This window comes from Pseudomonas sp. NFX224 (assembly GCF_048565165.1).
Lineage (GTDB): Bacteria > Pseudomonadota > Gammaproteobacteria > Pseudomonadales > Pseudomonadaceae > Aquipseudomonas.
Window position 1 is genome coordinate 4,061,464 of record NZ_CP183416.1, and the last position, 21,671, is coordinate 4,083,134.

The 21,671-nt window shown below is 58.9% G+C and carries 16 protein-coding genes; 10 read left to right on the forward strand and 6 right to left on the reverse strand.

What is annotated here, in order from left to right; translation table 11 throughout:
* Positions 1–95: 95 nt before the first annotated feature.
* The 6 genes from ACNYC6_RS18505 to ACNYC6_RS18530 all read left to right on the forward strand — a co-directional run bounded on the left by ACNYC6_RS18505 (position 96) and on the right by ACNYC6_RS18530 (position 9,871).
* On the forward strand, positions 96–1,778 hold the full coding sequence (locus tag ACNYC6_RS18505) for a fatty acid--CoA ligase (protein ID WP_419708608.1): 1,683 nt from the start codon (positions 96–98) through the stop codon (positions 1,776–1,778).
* Positions 1,779–2,115: 337 nt separating this feature from the next.
* Positions 2,116–4,002 carry a DUF1302 domain-containing protein gene (locus ACNYC6_RS18510; RefSeq protein WP_419708609.1) on the forward strand — a complete coding sequence of 629 codons (1,887 nt, stop codon included), beginning with the start codon at positions 2,116–2,118 and terminating at the stop codon, positions 4,000–4,002.
* A 28-nt stretch (positions 4,003–4,030) separates the two neighbouring features.
* Positions 4,031–5,395: a DUF1329 domain-containing protein gene (locus ACNYC6_RS18515; RefSeq protein ID WP_419708610.1), complete on the forward strand. Its 1,365-nt coding sequence runs from the start codon at positions 4,031–4,033 to the stop codon at positions 5,393–5,395.
* Positions 5,396–5,568: 173 nt separating this feature from the next.
* Positions 5,569–8,307, forward strand: a complete 2,739-nt coding sequence (locus tag ACNYC6_RS18520; RefSeq protein ID WP_419708611.1) for a LuxR C-terminal-related transcriptional regulator — start codon at positions 5,569–5,571, stop codon at positions 8,305–8,307.
* Between the two features lie 87 nt (positions 8,308–8,394).
* A complete protein-coding gene (locus ACNYC6_RS18525; protein ID WP_419708612.1) occupies positions 8,395–9,036 on the forward strand; it encodes an MBL fold metallo-hydrolase in 642 nt (213 codons plus the stop codon).
* A 103-nt stretch (positions 9,037–9,139) separates the two neighbouring features.
* On the forward strand, positions 9,140–9,871 hold the full coding sequence (locus ACNYC6_RS18530; RefSeq protein WP_419708613.1) for an OmpA family protein: 732 nt from the start codon (positions 9,140–9,142) through the stop codon (positions 9,869–9,871).
* Positions 9,872–9,951: 80 nt separating this feature from the next.
* Here ACNYC6_RS18530 and ACNYC6_RS18535 read toward each other — a convergent pair whose 3' ends face one another.
* On the reverse strand, positions 9,952–10,386 hold the full coding sequence (locus ACNYC6_RS18535) for a YhcB family protein (protein ID WP_419708614.1): 435 nt from the start codon (positions 10,384–10,386) through the stop codon (positions 9,952–9,954).
* Between the two features lie 144 nt (positions 10,387–10,530).
* On the opposite strand from ACNYC6_RS18535, the gene ACNYC6_RS18540 reads away from it, so the two are divergent.
* The 3 genes from ACNYC6_RS18540 to zapE all read left to right on the forward strand — a co-directional run bounded on the left by ACNYC6_RS18540 (position 10,531) and on the right by zapE (position 13,725).
* Complete coding sequence (locus ACNYC6_RS18540; RefSeq protein ID WP_419712978.1) at positions 10,531–11,160, forward strand: alpha/beta hydrolase; 630 nt, start codon at positions 10,531–10,533, stop codon at positions 11,158–11,160.
* Between the two features lie 24 nt (positions 11,161–11,184).
* Positions 11,185–12,540, forward strand: a complete 1,356-nt coding sequence (locus ACNYC6_RS18545; RefSeq protein ID WP_419708615.1) for a tryptophan--tRNA ligase — start codon at positions 11,185–11,187, stop codon at positions 12,538–12,540.
* 90 nt (positions 12,541–12,630) lie between these two features.
* Entirely contained in the window at positions 12,631–13,725 is a 1,095-nt protein-coding gene (gene zapE, locus ACNYC6_RS18550) for a cell division protein ZapE (RefSeq protein ID WP_160109605.1), read from the forward strand.
* A gap of 95 nt (positions 13,726–13,820) precedes the next feature.
* Here zapE and ACNYC6_RS18555 read toward each other — a convergent pair whose 3' ends face one another.
* The 5 genes from ACNYC6_RS18555 to ACNYC6_RS18575 all read right to left on the reverse strand — a co-directional run bounded on the left by ACNYC6_RS18555 (position 13,821) and on the right by ACNYC6_RS18575 (position 20,243).
* Positions 13,821–14,819 (reverse strand): asparaginase, encoded by a 999-nt coding sequence (locus ACNYC6_RS18555; RefSeq protein ID WP_419708616.1) that lies wholly within the window; start codon positions 14,817–14,819, stop codon positions 13,821–13,823.
* 77 nt (positions 14,820–14,896) lie between these two features.
* Positions 14,897–16,099 (reverse strand): hypothetical protein, encoded by a 1,203-nt coding sequence (locus ACNYC6_RS18560; protein ID WP_419708617.1) that lies wholly within the window; start codon positions 16,097–16,099, stop codon positions 14,897–14,899.
* Positions 16,100–16,118: 19 nt separating this feature from the next.
* Positions 16,119–17,006, reverse strand: coding sequence for a nitrilase family protein (locus ACNYC6_RS18565; protein ID WP_419708618.1), 888 nt, complete (start codon positions 17,004–17,006; stop codon positions 16,119–16,121).
* A gap of 177 nt (positions 17,007–17,183) precedes the next feature.
* The gene (locus ACNYC6_RS18570; protein ID WP_419708619.1) at positions 17,184–19,130 is read right to left on the reverse strand and encodes a flavin monoamine oxidase family protein; all 1,947 of its coding nucleotides are present in this window, start codon (positions 19,128–19,130) and stop codon (positions 17,184–17,186) included.
* A 192-nt stretch (positions 19,131–19,322) separates the two neighbouring features.
* The gene (locus ACNYC6_RS18575; protein ID WP_178120848.1) at positions 19,323–20,243 is read right to left on the reverse strand and encodes a GlxA family transcriptional regulator; all 921 of its coding nucleotides are present in this window, start codon (positions 20,241–20,243) and stop codon (positions 19,323–19,325) included.
* 221 nt (positions 20,244–20,464) lie between these two features.
* Between ACNYC6_RS18575 and ACNYC6_RS18580 the strand changes: the two genes are divergently transcribed.
* Complete coding sequence (locus ACNYC6_RS18580; RefSeq protein WP_419708620.1) at positions 20,465–21,601, forward strand: acyl-CoA dehydrogenase family protein; 1,137 nt, start codon at positions 20,465–20,467, stop codon at positions 21,599–21,601.
* Positions 21,602–21,671: the final 70 nt, after the last annotated feature.

Below are 21,671 nucleotides of genomic sequence, written 5' to 3' on the forward strand. Positions count from 1 at the left end.
CTGCAAATCATTCCTTTGGCTGATTTGGCTGGCGAACAAGGGCACTACAGTGCGTACTTAACAGCCACGACCGTGCAGTCAGAAAAGGGATTCTTATGTTGCAGACACGCGTTATTCCTCCAGCCGAAGGCGCTTACCAGTATCCGCTGCTGATCAAACGGCTGCTCATGTCCGGCGCGCGTTATGAGAAAACCCGCGAGATCGTTTACCGCGACCAGTTGCGCTACAGCTACCCGACCCTGATCGAACGGGTCGCACGGCTGGCCAACGTATTGACGGCCGCCGGGGTCAAACCCGGAGACACCGTGGCGGTTATGGATTGGGACAGCCATCGTTATCTAGAATGCATGTTCGCCATTCCGATGATTGGTGCGGTGATCCACACCATCAACGTGCGTTTGTCGCCGGAGCAGATCCTCTACACCATGAATCACGCCGAAGACCGCTACGTGCTGGTCAACAGCGAATTCGTGGGCCTGTACAACGCGATCGCCGGGCACCTGACCACGGTCGAGAAAACCCTGCTGCTGACCGACTTGCCAGAGAAAACCGCTGACCTGCCCAACCTCGTCGGCGAGTACGAGCAGTTGTTGGCGGCCGCAAGTCCGCAGTACGACTTCCAGGACTTCGACGAAAACTCGGTCGCGACCACGTTCTACACCACCGGCACCACCGGCAATCCCAAGGGCGTTTACTTCACCCATCGGCAACTGGTGCTGCACACCATGGGCGTGTCGACCATCATGGGGGCGATCGACAGTGTGCGCCTGCTGGGCACCAACGACGTGTACATGCCGATCACCCCGATGTTCCACGTCCACGCCTGGGGCCTGCCGTATGTGGCGACCATGCTCGGGCTCAAGCAGGTTTATCCCGGTCGCTACGACCCGGAATTCCTGGTGGAGCTATGGCGCAAGGAAAAGGTCACCTTTTCTCACTGCGTGCCGACCATCCTGCAAATGGTCCTCAACGCCAAGGCTGCGCAAACCACCGATTTCGGCGGCTGGAAAATCGTCATCGGCGGTAGTGCGCTCAATCGTGCGTTGTACGAAGCGGCCAAGGCCAGGGGTATTCAGTTGACCGCCGCTTACGGCATGTCGGAAACCGGGCCGCTGATATCGTGCGCGCACCTCAACGATGAACTGATGGCCGGCAGCGAAGACGAGCGCACCACTTATCGGATCAAGGCCGGCGTACCCGGGCCGTTGGTGGAGGCGGCAATCGTCGACACCGAGGGCAACTTCCTGCCCGCCGATGGCGAAACCCAGGGCGAACTGGTGTTGCGTGCGCCGTGGCTCACCGAGGGTTATTTCAACGAACCGCAGAAGGGGGCCGAGCTCTGGGCCGGGGGCTGGTTGCACACCGGTGACGTGGCGACCCTCGACAGCATGGGCGTGATCGATATCCGCGACCGGATCAAGGACGTGATCAAGACTGGCGGTGAATGGATCTCCTCCCTCGACCTCGAAGACCTGATCAGTCGTCATGTGGCGGTACGTGAAGTAGCAGTGGTGGGCATTGCCGATCCACAGTGGGGCGAGCGGCCGTTTGCCTTGCTGGTGCTTCGTGAAGGCCATGAGATCGGGGCGCGGGAACTCAAGGAACACCTCAAGCCATTCGTGGAGTTGGGGCACCTTAGCAAGTGGGCCATTCCGAGCCAGATCGCCCTTGTTACTGAAATTCCCAAGACCAGTGTCGGCAAGCTCGACAAGAAGAAAATTCGCGTCGACATCATCGAATGGCAGGCTACCAACAGCACCTTCCTGTCGACGCTTTAAGCCTCCTTTGGCGTGTCCGAAATGGCACGCCAGCCCCACCAAGCAAGCGCTTGGCTTGTCAAATCTGGATTTTCAGCCATTCTTGCCGTGCCGACGGGTGTCGGCTTGGCAAAGGACTGTTCCAGAGTGGCTGGCAGGCGCAAATCACACTTTAGAGGGATCAAGCACTACTACCTGCTGGCTATAGTCCGCTCAAGGATTTTTAAGAACGGAGCAAACGCACAAACCGGGGCGATGCAACTTTGGAATGACTTTGGGATGCCATGGCTCCCTGTTATCCAAGCGTTTTTAAAAGTGCTCAATGCCATAACAATAAAATGCACATGGAGTAGCGTCGATGACATCAGTAAACCAGTTCTGGCGCCGGGCAAAACTGCCTCTGGCCGTCAGCCTTGCCTCTACGCTCGCCGGGCCTGCATTCGGCGTCAGTTTCAACGTTGGTGAAATCGAAGGTCAGTTCGACTCGTCCCTGTCGATCGGTGCCAGTTGGTCAACTGAAAGCGCCAACAAGAACCTCATCGGCGTCAACAACGGTGGCAAAGGCCTGTCCCAGACTTCCGATGACGGTCACCTGAACTTCAAGAGCGGCGACACCTTCTCGAAAATCTTCAAGGGCATCCATGACCTTGAATTGAAGTACGGCGACACCGGTGTTTTCGTCCGTGGCAAATACTGGTATGACTTTGAACTCAAGGACGAAAGCCGTCCGTTCAAGGACATCAGCGACAACAACCGCAAGGAAGGCGCCAAGTCCTCCGGCGGGCAAATCCTCGACGCCTTCGTCTACCACAACTACGCCATTGCCGATCAGCCGGGTTCCGTGCGTCTGGGCAAGCAGGTAGTGAGCTGGGGTGAAAGTACCTTCATCGGCGGCGGCATCAACTCGATCAACCCGATCGACGTGTCCGCGTTCCGTCGTCCAGGTGCCGAGATCAAGGAAGGCCTGATCCCGGTCAACATGTTCTATGTGTCTCAGAGCCTCACCGACAACCTGTCGGCCGAAGCCTTCTACCAGATCGAATGGGACCAGACTGTCGTCGACAACTGCGGCACCTTCTTCTCCCAGCCCGACATCATTGCCGACGGTTGCGAAAATAACCTGCGCGTGCTGAACAAGCGTTCGACCATTCCGGCCGCGGCATTGCCTACGCTGACCCGACTGGGCGTCGACGTCGACAACGAAGGTGTGCTGGTACGCCGTGGTCCGGATCGCGATGCGCGCGACAGCGGCCAGTGGGGCGCGTCCTTCAAGTACATGTTCGACCCGCTGGACACCGAATTCGGTGCCTACTTCATGAACTACCACAGCCGCGCGCCGATCTTCAGTGCTACCGGTGCGCCAGCATCGACCTTTGCCGGTGTTGCCGCCTTGCCGGCGCAGTTGCGTGCTCTGGCGCCACTGATCGTCGCGGGTAACTCGAGCTACTTCGTCGAGTATCCGGAAGACATTCGCCTCTACGGCTTGAGCTTCTCCACCACCCTGCCTAGCGGTACGGCGTGGAGCGGTGAAGTCAGCTACCGTCCGAACGCACCGGTGCAGCTCAACTCCACCGACATTCTGTTCGCCGGCGTACGTCCATTGGGTGGCGCCTTGACCAATGCTTCGCTGCTCTCCGCCCCACCGGGTTCGGACCTGAACGGTTATCGCCGCAAGGAAGTGACCCAGTTCCAGACCACCCTGACGCACTTCTTCGACCAAGTCATGGGCGCCAGCCGTCTGACCCTGGTGGGTGAAGTGGGCGTAACCCACGTCGGCGGCCTGGAAAGCACCTCCGACGTTCGTTATGGCCGTGACCCGGTCTACGGTCCAGGCGAATTGCCGGCCACTGGCGGACAAAATACTTGCCAGGCGCTTAACGCCAGCACCATCGCCGGTGCCGGCCCTGGTACGCCGACCAACAACCTCAACCGTAATTGCAACGACGAAGGCTTCACCACCGCCACCTCCTGGGGCTACCGCGGTCGTGCCATCTGGGAATACAACGACGTGTTCGCCGGCGTGAACCTCAAGCCGAACGTGGCCTGGTCCCACGACGTTGAAGGCTATTCGCCTGGCCCTGGCGGCAACTTCGAGGAAGGTCGCAAAGCGGTCAGCCTGGGCGTCGATGCCGAGTACCAGAACACCTACACCGCGAGCCTGGCGTACACCAACTTCTTCGACGGCAAGTACACCACCGTGGATGATCGCGACTTCGTTGCGCTCAGCTTCGGCGTGAACTTCTAAGCACTGTATTTTCAGGACGAACGTAAATATGAAAATTACAAAGAGTCTGTTCCACGCCGGTGTTCTGGGGCTTTCGCTGCTGGCGACCAGTGTCATGGCGGCGGTCCCGGCGGCCGAAGCGGATAAGCTGGGTAAGAGCCTGACCCCGATGGGCGCTGAAATGGCGGGTAACGCCGATGGTTCGATCCCGGCCTGGAAACCACTGCCGAAGAACGCCGGCAGTGTCGACAGTAAAGGCTTCCTGTCGGATCCGTACCCTGGTGAAAAGCCACTGTTCACCATCACCGCGCAGAACGTCGATCAGTACAAGGAAAAGCTCGCGCCGGGTCAGTACGCGATGTTCAAGCGCTACCCGGAAACCTTCAAGATGCCGGTCTACCCGTCCCATCGCGGTGCCACCGTACCGGATGACGTGTTCGCCGCCATCAAGAAGAACGCCACCAACACCAAACTGGTGTCCGGCGGCAACGGTCTTGAAAACTTCGAATCCGCCATTCCGTTTCCGATTCCGAAAAGCGGCGTTGAAGTCATCTGGAACCACATCACCCGTTATCGTGGTGGTAGCGTGACTCGTCTGGTAACCCAGGCCGCGCCACAACCGAACGGCTCGTTCAGCCTGGTGTACTTCCAGGACCAGTTCGTATTCCGCGACAAGATGAAGGACTACGATCCGGCGAACCCGGGCAACATCCTGTTCTACTTCAAGCAGAAAGTGACCGCCCCGGCGCGTCTGGCCGGTGGTGTGCTGCTGGTGCACGAAACCCTCGACCAGGTAAAGGAACCGCGTTCGGCGTGGGTCTACAACGCCGGTCAGCGTCGTGTGCGTCGTGCACCTCAAGTGTCCTATGACGGCCCGGGTACCGCTGCCGATGGTCTGCGTACCTCCGACAACCTGGACATGTACAACGGTGCACCGGATCGTTACGACTGGAAGCTCGAAGGCAAGAAAGAGATGTACATCGCCTCCGACGCCTATAAGCTCGACGATCCGAAACTCAAGTACGCCGACATCATCAAGGCCGGTCACATCAACCAGGACCTGGCTCGCTACGAGCTGCGTCGTGTGTGGCATGTGGTTGCAACCCTGAAGGAAGGTCAGCGTCACATCTATGCCAAGCGTGACTTCTACATTGACGAAGACACCTGGCAAGCAGCGGTGATCGATCACTACGACGGTCGCGGTCAACTGTGGCGCGTTGCCGAGGCGCATGCCGAGAACTACTACGACAAACAAGTGCCGTGGTACGCCCTCGAAGCCCTGTATGACCTGCAATCGGGTCGATACCTGGCGCTGGGCATGAAAAACGAAGAGAAGTCGGCGTATGACTTCGGCTTCACTGCCACTACCAGCGACTTCACCCCGGCGGCGTTGCGTCAGGATGGTGTTCGCTAACGAGCACGGAACAGAGGCCGCATCCTCCAGAAACGCCCCGACTGGTTCGGGGCGTTTTTTGTTCGTAGACTTTTTGTAGCCATTTGTAGCAATAACCTTCATTCCCTCTTCGTTTACAGCTAGTCTGCGGACATCTGCAACGCCGCCACCCGCAATTCAAACAAGAGCCGGCCATGACTGATCTGTCCCCACCCCCAGGTCCTGCAAGCGTCGCTGTCGCCGCGCTGGACGGGCGTTTTTTCCGACCGCCATTGCCCGACGGCTATGTGCTGCGGCCGCGTCTCTGCGAGCGCCTGAGTGCCGGGCTCGGTGGTCGGTTGCTGTTGGTCAGCGCACCGGCGGGGTTCGGCAAAAGTTCATTGGCGGTGGAGTTCTGTCAGGCGCTGCCGGTCCATTGGCAAAACCTGTGGCTGGGGTTGAGTCCGCGGGACAGCGACCCGGGTCGATTCCTTGAGCGGTTGCTCCAAGGTCTTCAAGACTTTTATCCGCAACTGGGCAGGCAGTCCCTCGGTCTGCTGAAAATGCGTCAGCGGCATCAGCCGTTCGCCTTCGAAGAGTGGCTGGATGGCTTGCTCGACGAACTGGCTGTACACCTCTCGCCAGCGACGCCGCTGTTGCTCGTACTCGATGACTATCATCTGGCCCAGGGACCGGTTCTCGATCGGTGCCTGCAATTTTTCCTCAACCACCTTCCCGATGGTTTGCTGGTGATGGTCACCAGTCGCCAGCGTCCTGACTGGCATCTGGCGCGGCTGCGCCTGTCACGGCAATTGCTTGAGTTGAATGAGCAGGATTTGCGCCTGACCCACGATGAAGCCCTGAGCCTGCTCGATCGGCACAGCAGTTCCTTGCGCGGTGAAGCGCTGGAGAACCTGATCCAACGCAGTGAAGGCTGGGTAGCCGGTTTGCGTTTCTGGTTGCTGGCGGCGTCCGAAGCGGGTGCGCAAGGTGCATTGCCCCAGGCGCTTCACGGCGGGGAAGGGCTGATCCGCGATTATTTGCTGGAAGAGGTGATCGATTGCCTGCCCGCCGAAGTGCAGGCTTTCCTCTACGACACCGCGCCCCAGGAGCGTTTCTGCAGCGAGTTGTGCGACGCTGTTCGTGATGCCCATGACAGTGCGGAGATCCTGCGTTTTCTGGCCTCTCACCAAGTATTCCTGGTGCCGCTGGACGAACATGGTCACTGGTATCGCTACCATCATCTTTTTTCCGATCTGCTGCGCTCACGGCCCGGCGCCCAATCGATGGTCCCGGCCGCCAGCCTGCACCTGCGTGCCTGCCGTTGGTTTAACGCTCAGGGGTTGCTCGACGAAGCGGTGGAGCAGGCGTTGCGTGCCGGGCATCTGGACGTCGCGGCGAACCTGGTGCAGAACCTCTCCGAAGAGCAACTGTTGGCCGAACAGAATGTCGGCATGTTGCTGCGCTGGAAAATGGACTTGCCCGACAGCCTGCTGATCAGCACTCCACGGCTGATCGTGCTCTACAGCTGGGCGTTGGGGCTGGCAAGTCAACTGGACGCCGCCGAAGAACTGGCCAGTCATTTGAGCCGCTTCCTGCCGGCCCCTTCAGCCACTGCGCAAAAATCGATGCTGGCGCAATGGCTGGCCTTGAGCGGGATCATCGCTCGCGGTCGCGGCAATCGTGAACTCACGCTGCGCTATTGCACCGAAGCGCTCGAAAGCCTTCCGTGCAAGCGTTACGGCCAGCGGCTGATGTGTCTCTCGACGTTGTCCAATCTGGCCATAGCCGATGGTGATCTGGGGCGCGCGCGCGGGTTGAACCGCGACTCCCTGGAGTTGGCACAGCGGGTCGGCAACCCATTGTTTGAAGCGTTGGCCCACTACGATCGCGCCCGTGTGCTGCAAGCGCGTGGGGAAATCCTGCGCTCGCTCGCTGAAGTTCGCCAGGGACTGCAACGCTTGCAGGGGCTGTCACCGCAACGGCTGTATGCCGTACGCGCGCGGCTGACGTTGTACGAAGGTTTCCTGCTGGCGCTGCGTTTGCAACCGCAAGCGGCGCGGCTGAGTTTGCAGGCCGGCTTGAGTGAAGCGCGTGCCTGTCGTGACATCAGCGTGTTGATCGGGCACTGCGTGATTGCCCGGCTTGAAGGCAACAGCGGTGAGTTCGCCAAGGCCTTCGCCGAACTTGCCGAAGCCGAGCGGCTGATGCACATCTGGGACGTGCCACCGATCTACTATCTGGCGATGATCACCCTGGTCAAATGTGAACTCTGGCTGGCCCAGGGACGCATTGATCTGGCTGAAGCCTGGCTCGCGCGACTCGGTCAGACCTATAACGGCGAACACCCGGCAGCACCGCCGGAATTCCATCCGCAACTGCCGCTGCACATCGAACTGCAACAAGCCTTGCTGGAAGTCATCCAGGGACAGCCGATGCTGGCCGAGGGCCGTTTGAATGTGTTGCTCGAACAGGGCCAGCAATCCGGTCGACAGATGCTCAGCGCCATGGCACTGACGCAAAAGGTTTCGCTGTTACTCAATAGCGGACGCGAACCCGAAGCCCGCAAGGCGCTGGCCCAGGCAATGGACGCCGCTGGCGGGGGCGTACTGCAATCGTTTGAAGGATTGCTGGCAGCGCATCCGGACTGGTTGCGTGGCCAACTGCAACTCTGCGCGCCAACCAGCGTTTCACAGAGCCTTATCGATAAACTTCCCGCTGCGCCCACACGCCCGATCCAGGACGTCACACCTGCCGCCGAACAGCTCAGCACGCGGGAGTTGGCCGTTCTGCGACTGATTGCCCAAGGCTGTTCGAATCAGGAAATCAGTGACCAGTTGTTTATTTCCCTGCACACGGTCAAGACCCACGCCAGCCATATCAACAGCAAGTTGGGGGTCGAGCGGCGCACTCAGGCCGTCGCGCGGGCCAAGGAGCTGGGCGTACTGGGTTAAGGAATGTTTCACGTTACACATCGTTGCCAGTGGCCCGATACTGATTTGTGCGAACATTGCCTGTCCCCGTTTACCGAGCAGACCCCGATGCCCCAACACCCGGCCCTGATCCGCGAAACCTTCCCCGTCGGCCCTTTGCAGTGCAACTGCACGATCATTGGCGATCCGGTCACGAAAAAGGCCATCGTCGTCGACCCGGGTGGCAATCATGAGCTGATACTCGCTCGTCTCGACGCTCTAGGCCTGAAGGTGGTCAGCATCATCCACACCCACGCGCACCTCGATCACTTTCTGGCCTCCGGTCAGTTGAAGGAGAAAACCGGCGCCACTCTGCATCTGCACAAGGAAGATCAATTCCTCTGGGACAATCTGGAGATGCAGTGCCAGATGTTCGGAGTTCCCTACACGCCGGTGCCATCGCCGGATCGCTGGTTGGCCGATGATGAAGAACTGGCCTGCGGCTGCGGTGTGGCGCTGCACACGCCTGGCCATACGCCGGGGTCGATGAGCTTCTGGTTTGCCGAAGCCAGGCTGCTGATCGCTGGCGACACGTTGTTCAGGCGCGGGGTTGGGCGCACGGATTTGTGGGGAGGCGATCAAGCGACGATCGTGCGTTCGATCAAGCAACGCCTGTATACCCTCGATGAAGAGGCGACCGTCGTGGCCGGGCATGGTCCGGACACCCGTCTGGGCGATGAAATGCGCGAAAACCCGTTTGTTCGGGCCTGAATTGTAACGGGCGGAATTTTTGTCCCGCGAAGTAATCCAACGCCCGCAAAGGTTCGATGCTTACGTCCGTTGCACCACAGAATGAAAAAAGTAGGAGCTCTTCATGTTCACCACGCGTCGTTTGATGATTGTCGCTACCGCCGTGGCCGTATTGTCCGGCTGTGCCTCGCCAAACCCTTATGACAATCAGGGTCAGGCTGACAGCGGTTCCCAAGGCATGAGCAAGACTGCGAAGTACGGTGGCCTCGGAGCACTGGCCGGTGCGTTGGCCGGAGCCGCCATCGACCACAACAACCGTGGCAAGGGCGCGCTGATCGGCGCCGCCGTAGTGGGCGCTTCCGCTGCCGGTTACGGCTACTACGCCGACCAGCAAGAGAAAAAACTGCGGGCCAGCATGGCCAATACCGGTGTCGAAGTGCAGCGCCAGGGCGATCAGATCAAGCTGATCATGCCGGGCAACATCACGTTCGCCACCGATTCGGCGAACATTGCTTCGAGCTTCTACCAGCCGCTGAATAACCTGGCCGGTTCGCTGAAAGAGTTCAACCAGAACCAGATCGAGATCGTCGGCTACACCGACAGCACCGGCAGCCGTCAGCACAACATGGACCTGTCCCAGCGCCGCGCCCAAAGCGTTGCGACTTACCTGACTTCGCAAGGCGTGAGCGGTGCCAACCTGAGCGCCCGTGGCGCCGGCCCGGATAATCCGGTGGCCAGCAACGGCGACGTCAATGGCCGCGCGCAGAATCGCCGTGTAGAGGTCAACCTCAAGGCGATTCCGGGCCAGCAATATGGCGGCCAGCAACAGCCGGGCACTGTTCAGCAGTACCCTTGATCGTCTGACTGACCTCCAGGCGTAAAAAAGCCCCCTGACAATCACTTGTCCGGGGGCTTTTTACATCGCCTGAAACCTGATTACTTCTTCAGGCCATAATGCTCATCAAGCATGCCCGGGGCGTTCGGGGCTTTGGGTGCGTAGTCGCGTGGTGGTTCCTGATTGCGCGGCGGCGTCAGGCGTTCCCGTGGAGCCTGCGCCGCGTCGGCGTGCAGGGAGGCCAGCAAGCGTTGGCGGGTCTGCTCGTCCAGGGCCAGGCGGTTGGCACCCTCGGCGAGATGCTCCTGCACTTCCTGATAGCTCGCAGTCAGTTTCTTGACCAGTGTCGCAGTGCTGTTGAAGTGGGTCACCACTTCGTTCTGATAACTGTCGAAACGTTCCTGAATATCGTCCAGCTGACGTTGGGTACTGCTAGGCGCGGCATTCGGCGCCAGGCGAGCGATCAGGAAACCAATGGCGACACCCACAACCAGGGCAAGAGTCGGCAACAACCAAACTAAGAGCGAGTGTTCCACGAGTCCTTCCTCTATAAACGGCTTTGCTTTACGTTAACGGCTCGAACCTGCGCTGTATACCGCGATTCGCTCGCAATAGACAGTTGCAGACAATTTGCTAGACGAGTCGACCCGATTCGAGGTCACGGAGTTCTTTCCTTGCTGATGCGTGAAACCCCTGTAGTGATTGATGGCCCGGTGGGTCAACTGGAAGCACTTTACCTGGACAACGAAGAGCCGCGTGGTCTGGCACTGATTTGCCATCCAAACCCGGTGCAGGGCGGCACCATGCTCAACAAAGTGGTCTCGACCCTGCAGCGCACCGCGCGCGATGCCGGTTTGATTACTCTGCGCTTCAACTATCGCGGCGTTGGCGCCAGCGAAGGTTCCCACGACATGGGCACCGGTGAAGTCGATGATGCCCAGGCGGTCGCCGCCTGGTTCCGGGAAAAACACCCGGATCTGCCGCTGACCTTGTTCGGTTTCTCTTTTGGCGGTTTTGTTGCAGCAAGTCTCGGCGGACGCCTGGAAGCGCAGGGCGAGCACCTCAAGCACCTGTTCATGGTGGCGCCGGCGGTGATGCGCCTGGGTGTTCAGGATCAACTGCCGCAGCACGGCGAACTGACACTGATCCAGCCGGAAACCGACGAAGTGATCGATCCACAGCTGGTTTACCAATGGTCCGACAAGCTCGAACGTCCCCATGAGCTGCTGAAAGTGGCAGAATGCGGACACTTTTTTCATGGCAAGCTGACCGATCTCAAGGATCTGATCCTGCCGCGCCTTTCGAATTGATTGCAGTCTGACAAGCGATTACCCATGACGACTCGTACCCGTATCCTCACCGGCATTACCACCACCGGCACGCCGCACCTGGGCAACTACGCCGGCGCCATCCGCCCGGCGATCCTGGCCAGCCGTGACAGCAATGCCGATTCGTTCTATTTCCTGGCGGATTACCACGCCCTGATCAAGTGCGATGACCCGCTGCGCATCCAGCGCTCGCGTCTGGAAATCGCCGCGACCTGGCTGGCCGGTGGTCTGGATGTGGATCGCGTGACGTTCTATCGTCAGTCCGACATCCCGGAAATCCCCGAGCTGACCTGGCTGCTGACCTGCGTCGCCGCGAAGGGCCTGCTCAACCGCGCCCATGCCTACAAGGCTTCGGTGGACAAGAACGTCGAGACCGGCGAAGACCCGGATGCCGGCATCACCATGGGCTTGTACAGCTACCCGGTGCTGATGGCCGCTGACATTCTGATGTTCAACGCGCACAAGGTGCCGGTCGGTCGCGACCAGATCCAGCACGTGGAAATGGCCCGCGACATCGGCCAGCGTTTCAACCACCTGTTTGGCCAGGGCAAAGAATTTTTCACCATGCCCGAAGCGCTGATTGAAGAAAGCGTTGCCACGCTGCCGGGCCTCGACGGCCGGAAGATGTCGAAGAGCTACGACAACACCATCCCGTTGTTCAGCAGCGCCAAAGAGATGAAGGACGCGATTTCGCGGATCGTCACCGACTCCCGCGCACCGGGCGAAGCGAAAGATCCGGATAACTCGCACCTGTTCACCCTGTTCCAGGCATTCGCAACCCCGGCACAAGCTGACGAGTTCCGCAGCGAGCTGCTGCAAGGCCTGGGCTGGGGCGAAGCGAAGAATCGTCTGTTCCAGTTGCTGGACAACGAATTGGGCGAGTCTCGCGAGCGCTATAACCAGTTGATCGAGCGTCCGGCGGATCTCGAAGACATCCTGCAGCACGGCGCGAAAAAGGCCCGTTCGGTCGCGACGCCGTTCCTCAATGAATTGCGTGAAGCCGTTGGCCTGCGTTCTTTCGTGGCCCAGACCCAAGTGGCGGCGACCACCAAGAAGAAAGTCGCGAAAGCCGCGCGTTTTGTCAGCTTCCGCGAAGACGACGGCAGTTTCCGCTTCCGTCTGCTGGCGGCCGATGGCGAACAACTGCTGTTGTCGCGCAACTTCGCCGACGGCAAGACCGCCGGTCAGGTGACCAAACAGCTGCAATCCGGCCAGGCGCTGGACGTGCGCAATGAAGACCTGAGCTTCAATGTGTGGCTGGAAGGCGAGTGCGTTGCCGACAGCCCGGCCTTCGCCGACAGCACTGCGCGGGACGCTGCCATCGAGGCTTTGCGCATTGCCCTGACCCCGGCTCAGGATTAAACAGCGGCCCGGCCCTACCAAGGGCCGATTGCCATTCCTGCAGGCCGTCGCTACAGTGTCGGCCCGTTTTTGTTGCCTTGCTAACGAATTATGACGCCCCTAGAACGATATCAAGCTGATCTGAAACGCCCGGAATTCTTCCATGACGCCGCGCAGGAAACCGCCGTGCGTCATTTGCAGCGCCTGTACGACGATCTGGTCGCGGCCGAGCAGAACAAACCGGGCCTGCTGGGCAAACTGTTTGGCAAAAAGGATCAGACCCCGGTCAAGGGCCTGTACTTCTGGGGCGGCGTAGGTCGCGGCAAGACGTACTTGGTCGACACCTTCTTCGAAGCGCTGCCGTTCAAGGAAAAGACCCGCACTCACTTCCACCGCTTCATGAAGCGTGTGCACGAAGAGATGAAGACCCTGGGCGGCGAGAAAAACCCGCTGACCATCATTGCCAAGCGCTTCTCAAATGAGTCGCGAGTGATCTGCTTCGATGAATTCTTCGTTTCCGACATCACCGACGCCATGATCCTCGGCACGCTGATGGAAGAGTTGTTCAAGAACGGTGTGACCCTGGTCGCGACGTCGAACATCGTGCCGGACGGCCTCTACAAGGACGGCCTGCAACGCGCGCGCTTCTTGCCGGCCATCGCGCTGATCAAGCAGAACACCGAGATCGTCAACGTCGACAGCGGCGTCGATTACCGTCTGCGTCACCTCGAACAAGCGGAACTGTTCCACTTCCCGCTCGACGAGGCGTCCCACGAAAGCTTGCGCAAGAGCTTCCGCGCGCTGACACCGGAATGCACCGCAGCGGTCGAGAACGACGTGCTGATGATCGAGAACCGCGAAATCCGTGCGTTGCGCACCTGCGATGACGTGGCCTGGTTCGACTTCCGCGAACTCTGCGACGGCCCGCGCAGCCAGAACGACTACATCGAACTGGGCAAGATCTTTCACGCCGTACTGCTCAGTGGCGTCGAGCAAATGAGCGTCACCACCGACGACATCGCCCGTCGCTTCATCAACATGGTCGACGAGTTCTACGACCGTAACGTGAAGCTGATCATTTCTGCTGAAGTCGAGCTGAAGGATCTGTACACCGGCGGTCGCTTGAACTTCGAGTTCCAGCGAACCTTGAGCCGCCTGCTGGAAATGCAATCCCACGAATTCCTGTCCCGGGCCCATAAGCCGTAGGACTATTCGGAAAACAAAAAAGGCCTGCACATGCAGGCCTTTTTTTGTGCGCTGAAAACCCCTGTAGGAGCGAGCCTGCTCGCGATGACGGTATGTCAGTCACATCGATGCTGGATGTTGTCTTTCAAGTAACGCGTTAACTCATGTTGTCGCTGGCAGCCAATCAGCAGCCACAGCAGAATCCTGGCTTTGCGCGGACAGAGAAATCCAGCCATCAAGGCACCTTTGCGGATCAGGTCCATCTCGCTGCCGTCAAAGCCGTAAGTGGCTTGCGCGGTGGAACCCGATCCGGTGCGGGTCGCGATGATCACCGGGATTTTTTCGGCGATGCGCTCAATAATCGTCGCCCAGCACTGCGAGACATGACCGGCGCCGAAACCGGCGATCACCAGCCCGTCATAACCGAGGGCGAGGATGTTCTCCAGTAGCAGGGTGTCTGCCGAAAGCGATGCCTCGACCATTGCAACCTTCTGTGTGGTCTGCCGCGGCAGGGGCAAAACCTTACGCTGGACCGGAGGGTGCAGGTAACAAACACGATCCTCCATCAGCAGACCTGTGGGGCCGATCACTGGAGAGGAAAATGCCTGCAACGCCAGCGAGTCGGTTTTGCGTACGCTGCCTGCTCGATGTATTTCCCCGTTCATCACCACCTGAACTCCTCGCTGCCGGCTGCTGTCAGCCAAGGCAGCGCGGCACGCATCCAGCAGATTTGCCGGTCCGTCGGCGCCGGGCTGTGCTGCTGAACGCATGGCGCCGGTCAACACCAGTGGCGTGTCGTGGGGCCACAGGTAATCGAAAAACATCGCCGTTTCTTCGAGGGTGTCGGTGCCTTGGGTGATCACCACGCCCGCGGCGCCTTGTTTTACCTGAAAGCTTGCCCAGGACAGAACGCTCAGCAGAAACTCGAAATCCAGCGAGGCGCTGGGTAGCAGGCCAAGCGTCTCAACGCTCACTCGAGCCAGCGTCGACAGTTCCGGCAGGGAGGCCAACAGGGTTTCGCCGCTGATGATCGGAATAACGCCTTCACCGGCATTTCTTGCTTGCATGCTTACCGTACCGCCGAGCGCTGCGATGGCCAGTTTGGGCAGGTCCATGTCATACCTCGATTGTTTGTCATGAAAAGTGGCTGTACCCGGCCTCTGTCCGTGATACAGCCGAATGGCGGGTGGCGTTAATCCGCGATCAGGTAGCCGATCAGTGGCACGATCAGTAGCGTGCTGATGGCCATGGACAGCACATTGCCGATGTAGGCATGCATGTCCGCCGGTAATCGTCTGGACAGTGCACACGCCAGAGGCGGCGCAACAAGCGCCCCCAGCAGGGCACTGGAAACGATCACCTGCCAACTGCCGCCGTAGGCCAGAATCGCCGCAGGAACCACTGACACCAGTGGCACGTAAGTCGGATACCAGCCGAGCAACATCCACTGTCGGCGCCAGATCAGCACCCCGATGGCCGACGTCAGTGCCTGCCCGGCAATGATGTGCGGCAGCACGCCCGATCCATAGGCGGGGCTCATGGGGTTCAAGCTGTACGCCAGCAATGCGCCTGCCAGCAGGCCAAGGCTGGCCAGCTCATTGCCGAAGAACGGCGCTTCGGAGAAATCCGCCAGTACCCTGCGCATACTCCAGATCACGCCGTAGTCCGGTGCCTTTTTGGTGACGTGCGCTACGGTCGTGAGGGGTGGTATCTCGGGTTGTCCGGACTTCATCAGCGATGGCCAAAAGCGACAGAGCAGAAACGCCAGGACGCTGGCAATCGCCATGCCCAGCACGTTGCCGATCACTGCGGGCAAGGCCAGCGGGTTGCACACGTAGTTGACGATCAGCAGGCACATCGGCGTGACGAGTGCGGCGCCGAGGATTGCGCCGTTGATCGCGACCTTCCAGCCGCTACCAAACATCAGCACCATCGCCGCGGGCAGCGATACAAACGCGGCGAACGTGGGTTGCCAGTCATTGGCGTTCACCGTCCAGCCCCATAGCAGGTTGCTCAGCAACAACCCGAGCAATGAACTGGTCACCAGCCACGGCCAAAGCCCCGTTCCATAGGAGATGGCAAAGCCTTGCCAGGATTTCCCCGTTCGATTTGCCCAGTAGGCGAGGTAGGCGCCCGCCAGCAGCCCAATCGAAGCGAACTCGTGTTTGTAGAACGCCACTTCGCTGATGTCGCCCACGACCCAACGCAGCCATGCGATCGGCTCGGGCAGCGAGGACACCATGTCGCTGTAGCTCGGCCAGTGAGCAGACCACAAGGAGCGGTAGGAAAATGATAGCCAGATAGCTAGCACCGCGATGCCGATCAGCAGCACGATGACCGCCAGATCAATGGTAGAACTGCGGGACAGCGGTTTTTTGTCGGTTGTGATTTCCATCAGTCAGGTCCCCCCTTCATCAGCGCGGGAGACAAGAGTGTTGGGCGCAGCCGAGCATTTGATCGTAGAGATCTGTTCGGCGATCGCGATGCAGGTCGTTCAGGTTGTTCCAGATTGGCGCGCTGCGAGAACTGGTCAGGTCAATGTCGGCAAACAGGATTTCCTGTTGGTCCGCCGATGCCACATTGCCTATTGGCCAGCCATTGGTTCCGGTAATCAGGGAACAACCCAGGTAGCGAGCGCCGCGCTCTTCGCCGATCCGACTGGCGGCGGCAATAAACACGTTGTTGACGTGAGCTGCGGTCATCGTCAGATACGACGCCATGCATTTGCCCGCTTCATCGAACAGTGGTGGTGGCGTCCACACCCAGTTGTTCAGGCTGCAAATGATGTCCGCGCCTTGTTGGCTGAGAATTCGCGGTACCTCTGGGAACCAGATGTCCCAGCAGATCAACAGTCCGACGCGGCCGATGGGCGTTTCAAAAACCGGGAAACCCAGATCGCCCGGTGTAAACCAGAGTTTCTCCAGATTCCATAAATGGGCTTTGCGGTACTTACCGATAAATCCGTCAGGCCCGCAAAGAACGCCGGTGTTGAAGAGTCGCATGCCGTCGCGTTCAGCCAACCCCGCGACAAGGTAAATCTTGTGCTGGCGCGCGAAATCCATCCAGGTCTGCACACTTGGCCCATCGGGCACTGACTCCGAATGGTCGAAGGCATCCTGGCGGTTGCTGAAGAAATAGCCTGTGTTGGAAAGCTCGGGCAGGACGATGAGATTCGCACCGCCGTTTACCGCCTCTAAAGCCAATTCCAGGCTTCGACGCAGATTGCCTTCACGATTCTCGATGCCGACTTGTGGATCGAACTGCACGACTGCTACACGAACAGGACTGGTTGGATTGCTCATTCCCGATAACCTCTTTTTATTGTTATTCACGCCGTTTAAGTGCGTGTTTATAAGAGGTGAAACAGCAAACGGGCGGAAGTCAGCCGCTTCCGGTAAGGCTGTAGTCCTTGTCCGAAGATGAATGAGCGGGGTGGGGAGGATGAGCCAGCACATCGCGTGCATGGCTCCGAAGCAGGATCAGGGTTTGACTTGGTAGTGCGGGTAATCACTCATGGAAAAGTCGCCATTGAACGAGGCGCCGGTTTTGTTACAGATATGGATGACTGCGTCCACGGCTCCCCGCAAGCAAGGTTCCGTCCAACCGGCGTCGACTGAAAACGATTCGCCGGAAAAGTACAGACCTGAACCATGCCCCAAGTCTCTGTTGTATTTCATCAAACCAACGGCGTCGTAATACGTGCCGGGCCGATAAAGCTTTGCGCAACCCAAGGCGTTTTTATCGGTTATCCAGCGTTGCACCACGGCTTGATCAATACCGACATAGGGCGAAATTCGCTCCTGGACATTGGCAGAATTCATGAGGATGCGGTCCAGTTCCCTGACGCACTTGCTGACCAGTTCTTTGTCGGTGAATGCGGCGAGTTTGGTGGCGTCATCCTCCCATGTGTAACTCAGCAGGATGCAGTCATAGCTGTAATTGTCGTTGTAGCGATAGGTGTAGACGTCATGGATAAAGCTGTCGGTGACGATTGCTTGCGGGATTTTGGTGTTGTTCGAAAGGAACGACTTTTTCAACGGCGCGTACACCTTGCAACTGGTTTCCCAATGCGCCGTTTTCCAGGCATTGATCGTCTCGAATGGCAGCATCTCTTGTGTGAAGTCTTCGAGCCTGATTCGGGTTTCGATCAGCCAGGACGGAAGGGTGACGATGACCGAGTCAAAGTCATCGAAGTGCTCCTGGGTTTCTTCGGGCAGGCTGTGTTTCCAATTGAAGTACACGCGGGTTTGCCGGTTGGTAAGCTTTTTGAGTCGGGTGACAGATGAGTCCGTCAGCAGGCCATTGCTTCGTTCACGGCTGTGTTCGTAGACGGATTTTCCGGTTTCATCGATGTTCATGAACAACAGGCATTCGTCCAGTGCGGCGAGCCCGATGTAGCGAGGTCTGTCGAAGCTCAGGCCCGTTGAGTCGTAAACGGCCTCACTGTGCAAGTGGGGTGAAGCCAGAGGATCACCGTTGGCATCTACCCGGCCGTGAATCAATTGCAACTGGCTGCTGAAACCAAAAATGGCCGTACGTAGGGGATAAAGGCAGCACACGTCGTAAAAGGCGCCCCAGCTGCCGTCGCCGATACCTATGGCGTAGAAAATCGCCGACTCCTCGGCGGTCATGCCCATTCCGCCAAAATCACCGGGGGAGCGTTTATCCCAGGCTTGCAGGGCTGGCATGCTGACCAGATCCCTAAAGGAAACGCTCTGGTATTTATCGACGATGGCGGCCCACGTGGCTTCCCACTCCGGGCTGGCAAAACGTTCTGCAACCTGCCGGGTCATTTGATCGGCAAAGGCTTTCCATTTGGCGTAGACCTTTTGCAGTTCCTCGCCAGGAGGCGGGGTCAAGCCGTCTTCGTTCTTCCATATCAGCATCAGCGGTGTCGCTTCGCCTCCCAGGCTGCCTTCACGAAGGTAGATCCCGGTCGAGGTAACCCACTGGCTTCCGGGATTGGCAAAATCCGAATGTGCCAGGTCAAACGCTTGGGCGTAGTAAGCCATCAGCGAGCGGCCTTCTGTCGGCGGCTCATCCGCCCGGTTGAAAAACGGCATGCGCATGGCGCCCATTTCAAACGGTGTATGGCTCGCTGCCGAGTTGGGGCTTCCGAGGACGGTCAGGTGCCTGCCGCCGAGGCGTCTGGATTGTTCGATGAGTGTTATCTGGGTAAAGCCGCAGCGGTACAGCTCTCTGGCGGCAGTCAGGCCTGTCACGCCGGCGCCAATGATGCAGATTCTATGATTGGAGTCGGTTGCTTTGGCGATGCCGTCTTTTTGCTCGACCAAGGCCCGGTAGTCGAAGCACAAGTCGGGCGGGTTTGGATAGCGAGCCGCCCATTTGTCTTTGGTCGACCGTTTTGTTCGCCTGGTTTCCCCGGCAATGATTGAGGGGTAGTTGTAGCTTGATCCGATAGTCACTGTTGAACGTCCCTGTCAGCACTGAAGGTGTGTGCAGGGAGATAGTTGCGCGGCGAAGAGGCTGACGACCATCAGCCAAATCGTATGCTTCGTGGTTCTGTATTCCGGGGTTTGCGTAGGAAAAGTAATTCCTTCAGTGAGTTCACCGGCCAGAACCTGTGGGAGCAAGCTCGCACCCACAGGCTTTAGTTGTTACGCAGCCTGCTGAAACTGCTGCCGATACTGGTTAGGTGATAGCTCCGTGTGCTGGCGAAACAGTCGTGCGAAGAAGCTCGCGTCGTCGTAGCCGACTTCATAGCTGATGGTCTTGATGCTCTTGCGGCTGCCGGACAACAAGCCCTTGGCGGTTTCGATGCGCAGGCGTTGCAGGTAGTGCAGCGGCTTGTCGCCGGTGGCTGTCTGGAAGCGGCGCATGAAGTTGCGGATGCTCATGCCGTGTTCGCGGGCGACGTCTTCGAAGCGGAATTTGTCGGCGAAATGTTCTTCGAGCCAGTGCTGGATCTGCAGGATGATCACGTCCTGGTGTAGCTTCTGCCCGCCGAATCCAATCCGTCCCGGTGAATAGCTGCGCTGCACTTCATAGAGGATGTCTCGGGCTACGGCCTGGGACACGTTGGCGCCGCAGAAACGTTCGATCAGGTAAATGTACAGATCGCAGGCCGAGGTGGTACCGCCCGCGCAATACAGGTTGTCGGCGTCGGTCAGGTGTTTGTCCTGGTTGAGCTGAACCTGTGGGAAGCGTTCGGCGAAGGCGTTGAAGAAGCGCCAGTAAGTGGTCGCTTCCTTGCCGTTGAGCAACCCGGCTTCGGCCAGCCAGAACACACCGGTAGCCTCACCACACAGCACCGCGCCGCGCGCATGTTGCTGGCGCAGCCAGGGCAGGACCTGTGGATAACGTTTGCACAGCGAATCGAAATCGTCCCAGAAGGCTGGGAGGACGATGATGTCAGCATTTTCCAGTCCGCCATCCACCGGAATCATCACATCGCTGAAGGTGTTGACCGGTTTGCCATCGGGGCTGACCAGGCGGGTTTCGAACGCCGGTGTCAGGCCCTGGCCCAGCTGTTTGCCGTAGCGCAGGCTGGCGAGGTGGAAGAAATCCTTGGCTTGCATGAGGGTGGAAGCGAAAACCCGGTCGATAGCCAGGATGTTGACGCGCCGCAGGGGCGTGGAGGCTTGGTTAGACATAATTCAACTTTATTCTTATAGGGGAAAGTGGTCACCAGACGGCTGGATCGTCTTATTTTTTGTCGGATGTGTCCAGTGTCCTGTATCGGACGCCGGGCTTAGTCTCTAAAGGTCTAATCCATCTAATAACAAAGAAAAGGTGACACATGATCCCCAGAATCCTGTTCAGCTCCGAGCACGAACTTTTCCGCGACAGCGTGCGAACATTCCTCGAAAAAGAGGCGGTGCCATTCCATGGGCAATGGGAAAAACAGGGTTATATCGACCGTAAACTCTGGAACAGAGCCGGTGAGGCGGGGATGTTGTGTTCGCATCTGCCTGAAGAGTACGGCGGACTGGGGGCGGACTTTCTCTACAGTGCGGTGGTGATCGAGGAAGTAGGGCGCCTGGGGTTGACCGGTATCGGTTTCTCCCTGCATTCGGACATTGTGGCGCCGTACATCCTGCATTACGGCAGTGAAACGCTGAAACACAAATACCTGCCGAAACTGGTTTCCGGGGAGATGGTGACGGCCATCGCCATGACGGAACCAGGCGCGGGTTCTGATCTGCAAGGGGTGAAGACCACGGCGGTGCTCGATGGTGATGAGTACGTGATCAACGGCTCGAAGACCTTTATCACCAACGGGTTTCTCGCCGACCTGGTCATCGTCGTGGCCAAGACGGATCCGAAGGCTGGCGCAAAAGGCACCAGTCTGTTTCTGGTCGAAGCGAATACGCCGGGGTTCGAGAAGGGCAAGCGTCTGGAAAAAGTCGGCATGAAGGCGCAGGACACCTCGGAACTGTTCTTCCAGGACGTGCGCGTGCCGAAGGAAAACCTGCTGGGCCAGGCAGGGATGGGCTTCGCTTACTTGATGCAGGAGTTGCCACAGGAGCGTCTGACCGTGGCCATTGGCGGTCTGGCGTCGGCCGAAGCGGCGCTGCAATGGACGCTGGACTACACCCGTGACCGCAAGGCGTTCGGCAAGGCGATCGCGGATTTCCAGAATACCCGTTTCAAACTGGCTGAGATGGCGACGGAAATTCAGATCGGTCGGGTCTTCGTCGATCGCTGTCTGGAACTGCACCTGCAAGGCAAACTCGACGTACCGACGGCGGCGATGGCCAAGTACTGGGGCACCGACCTGCAATGCAAGGTGCTCGACGAGTGCGTGCAGTTGCATGGCGGTTACGGCTTCATGTGGGAGTACCCGATTGCGCGGGCGTGGGCGGATGCGCGGGTGCAGCGGATTTATGCGGGGACCAATGAAATCATGAAGGAGATCATTGCCAGATCATTGTAGGAGCGAGCCTGCTCGCGATGGTCGTCAACGATAACGCTGACGCCTGGCACACTGCGGTGTGCTCAGGTTT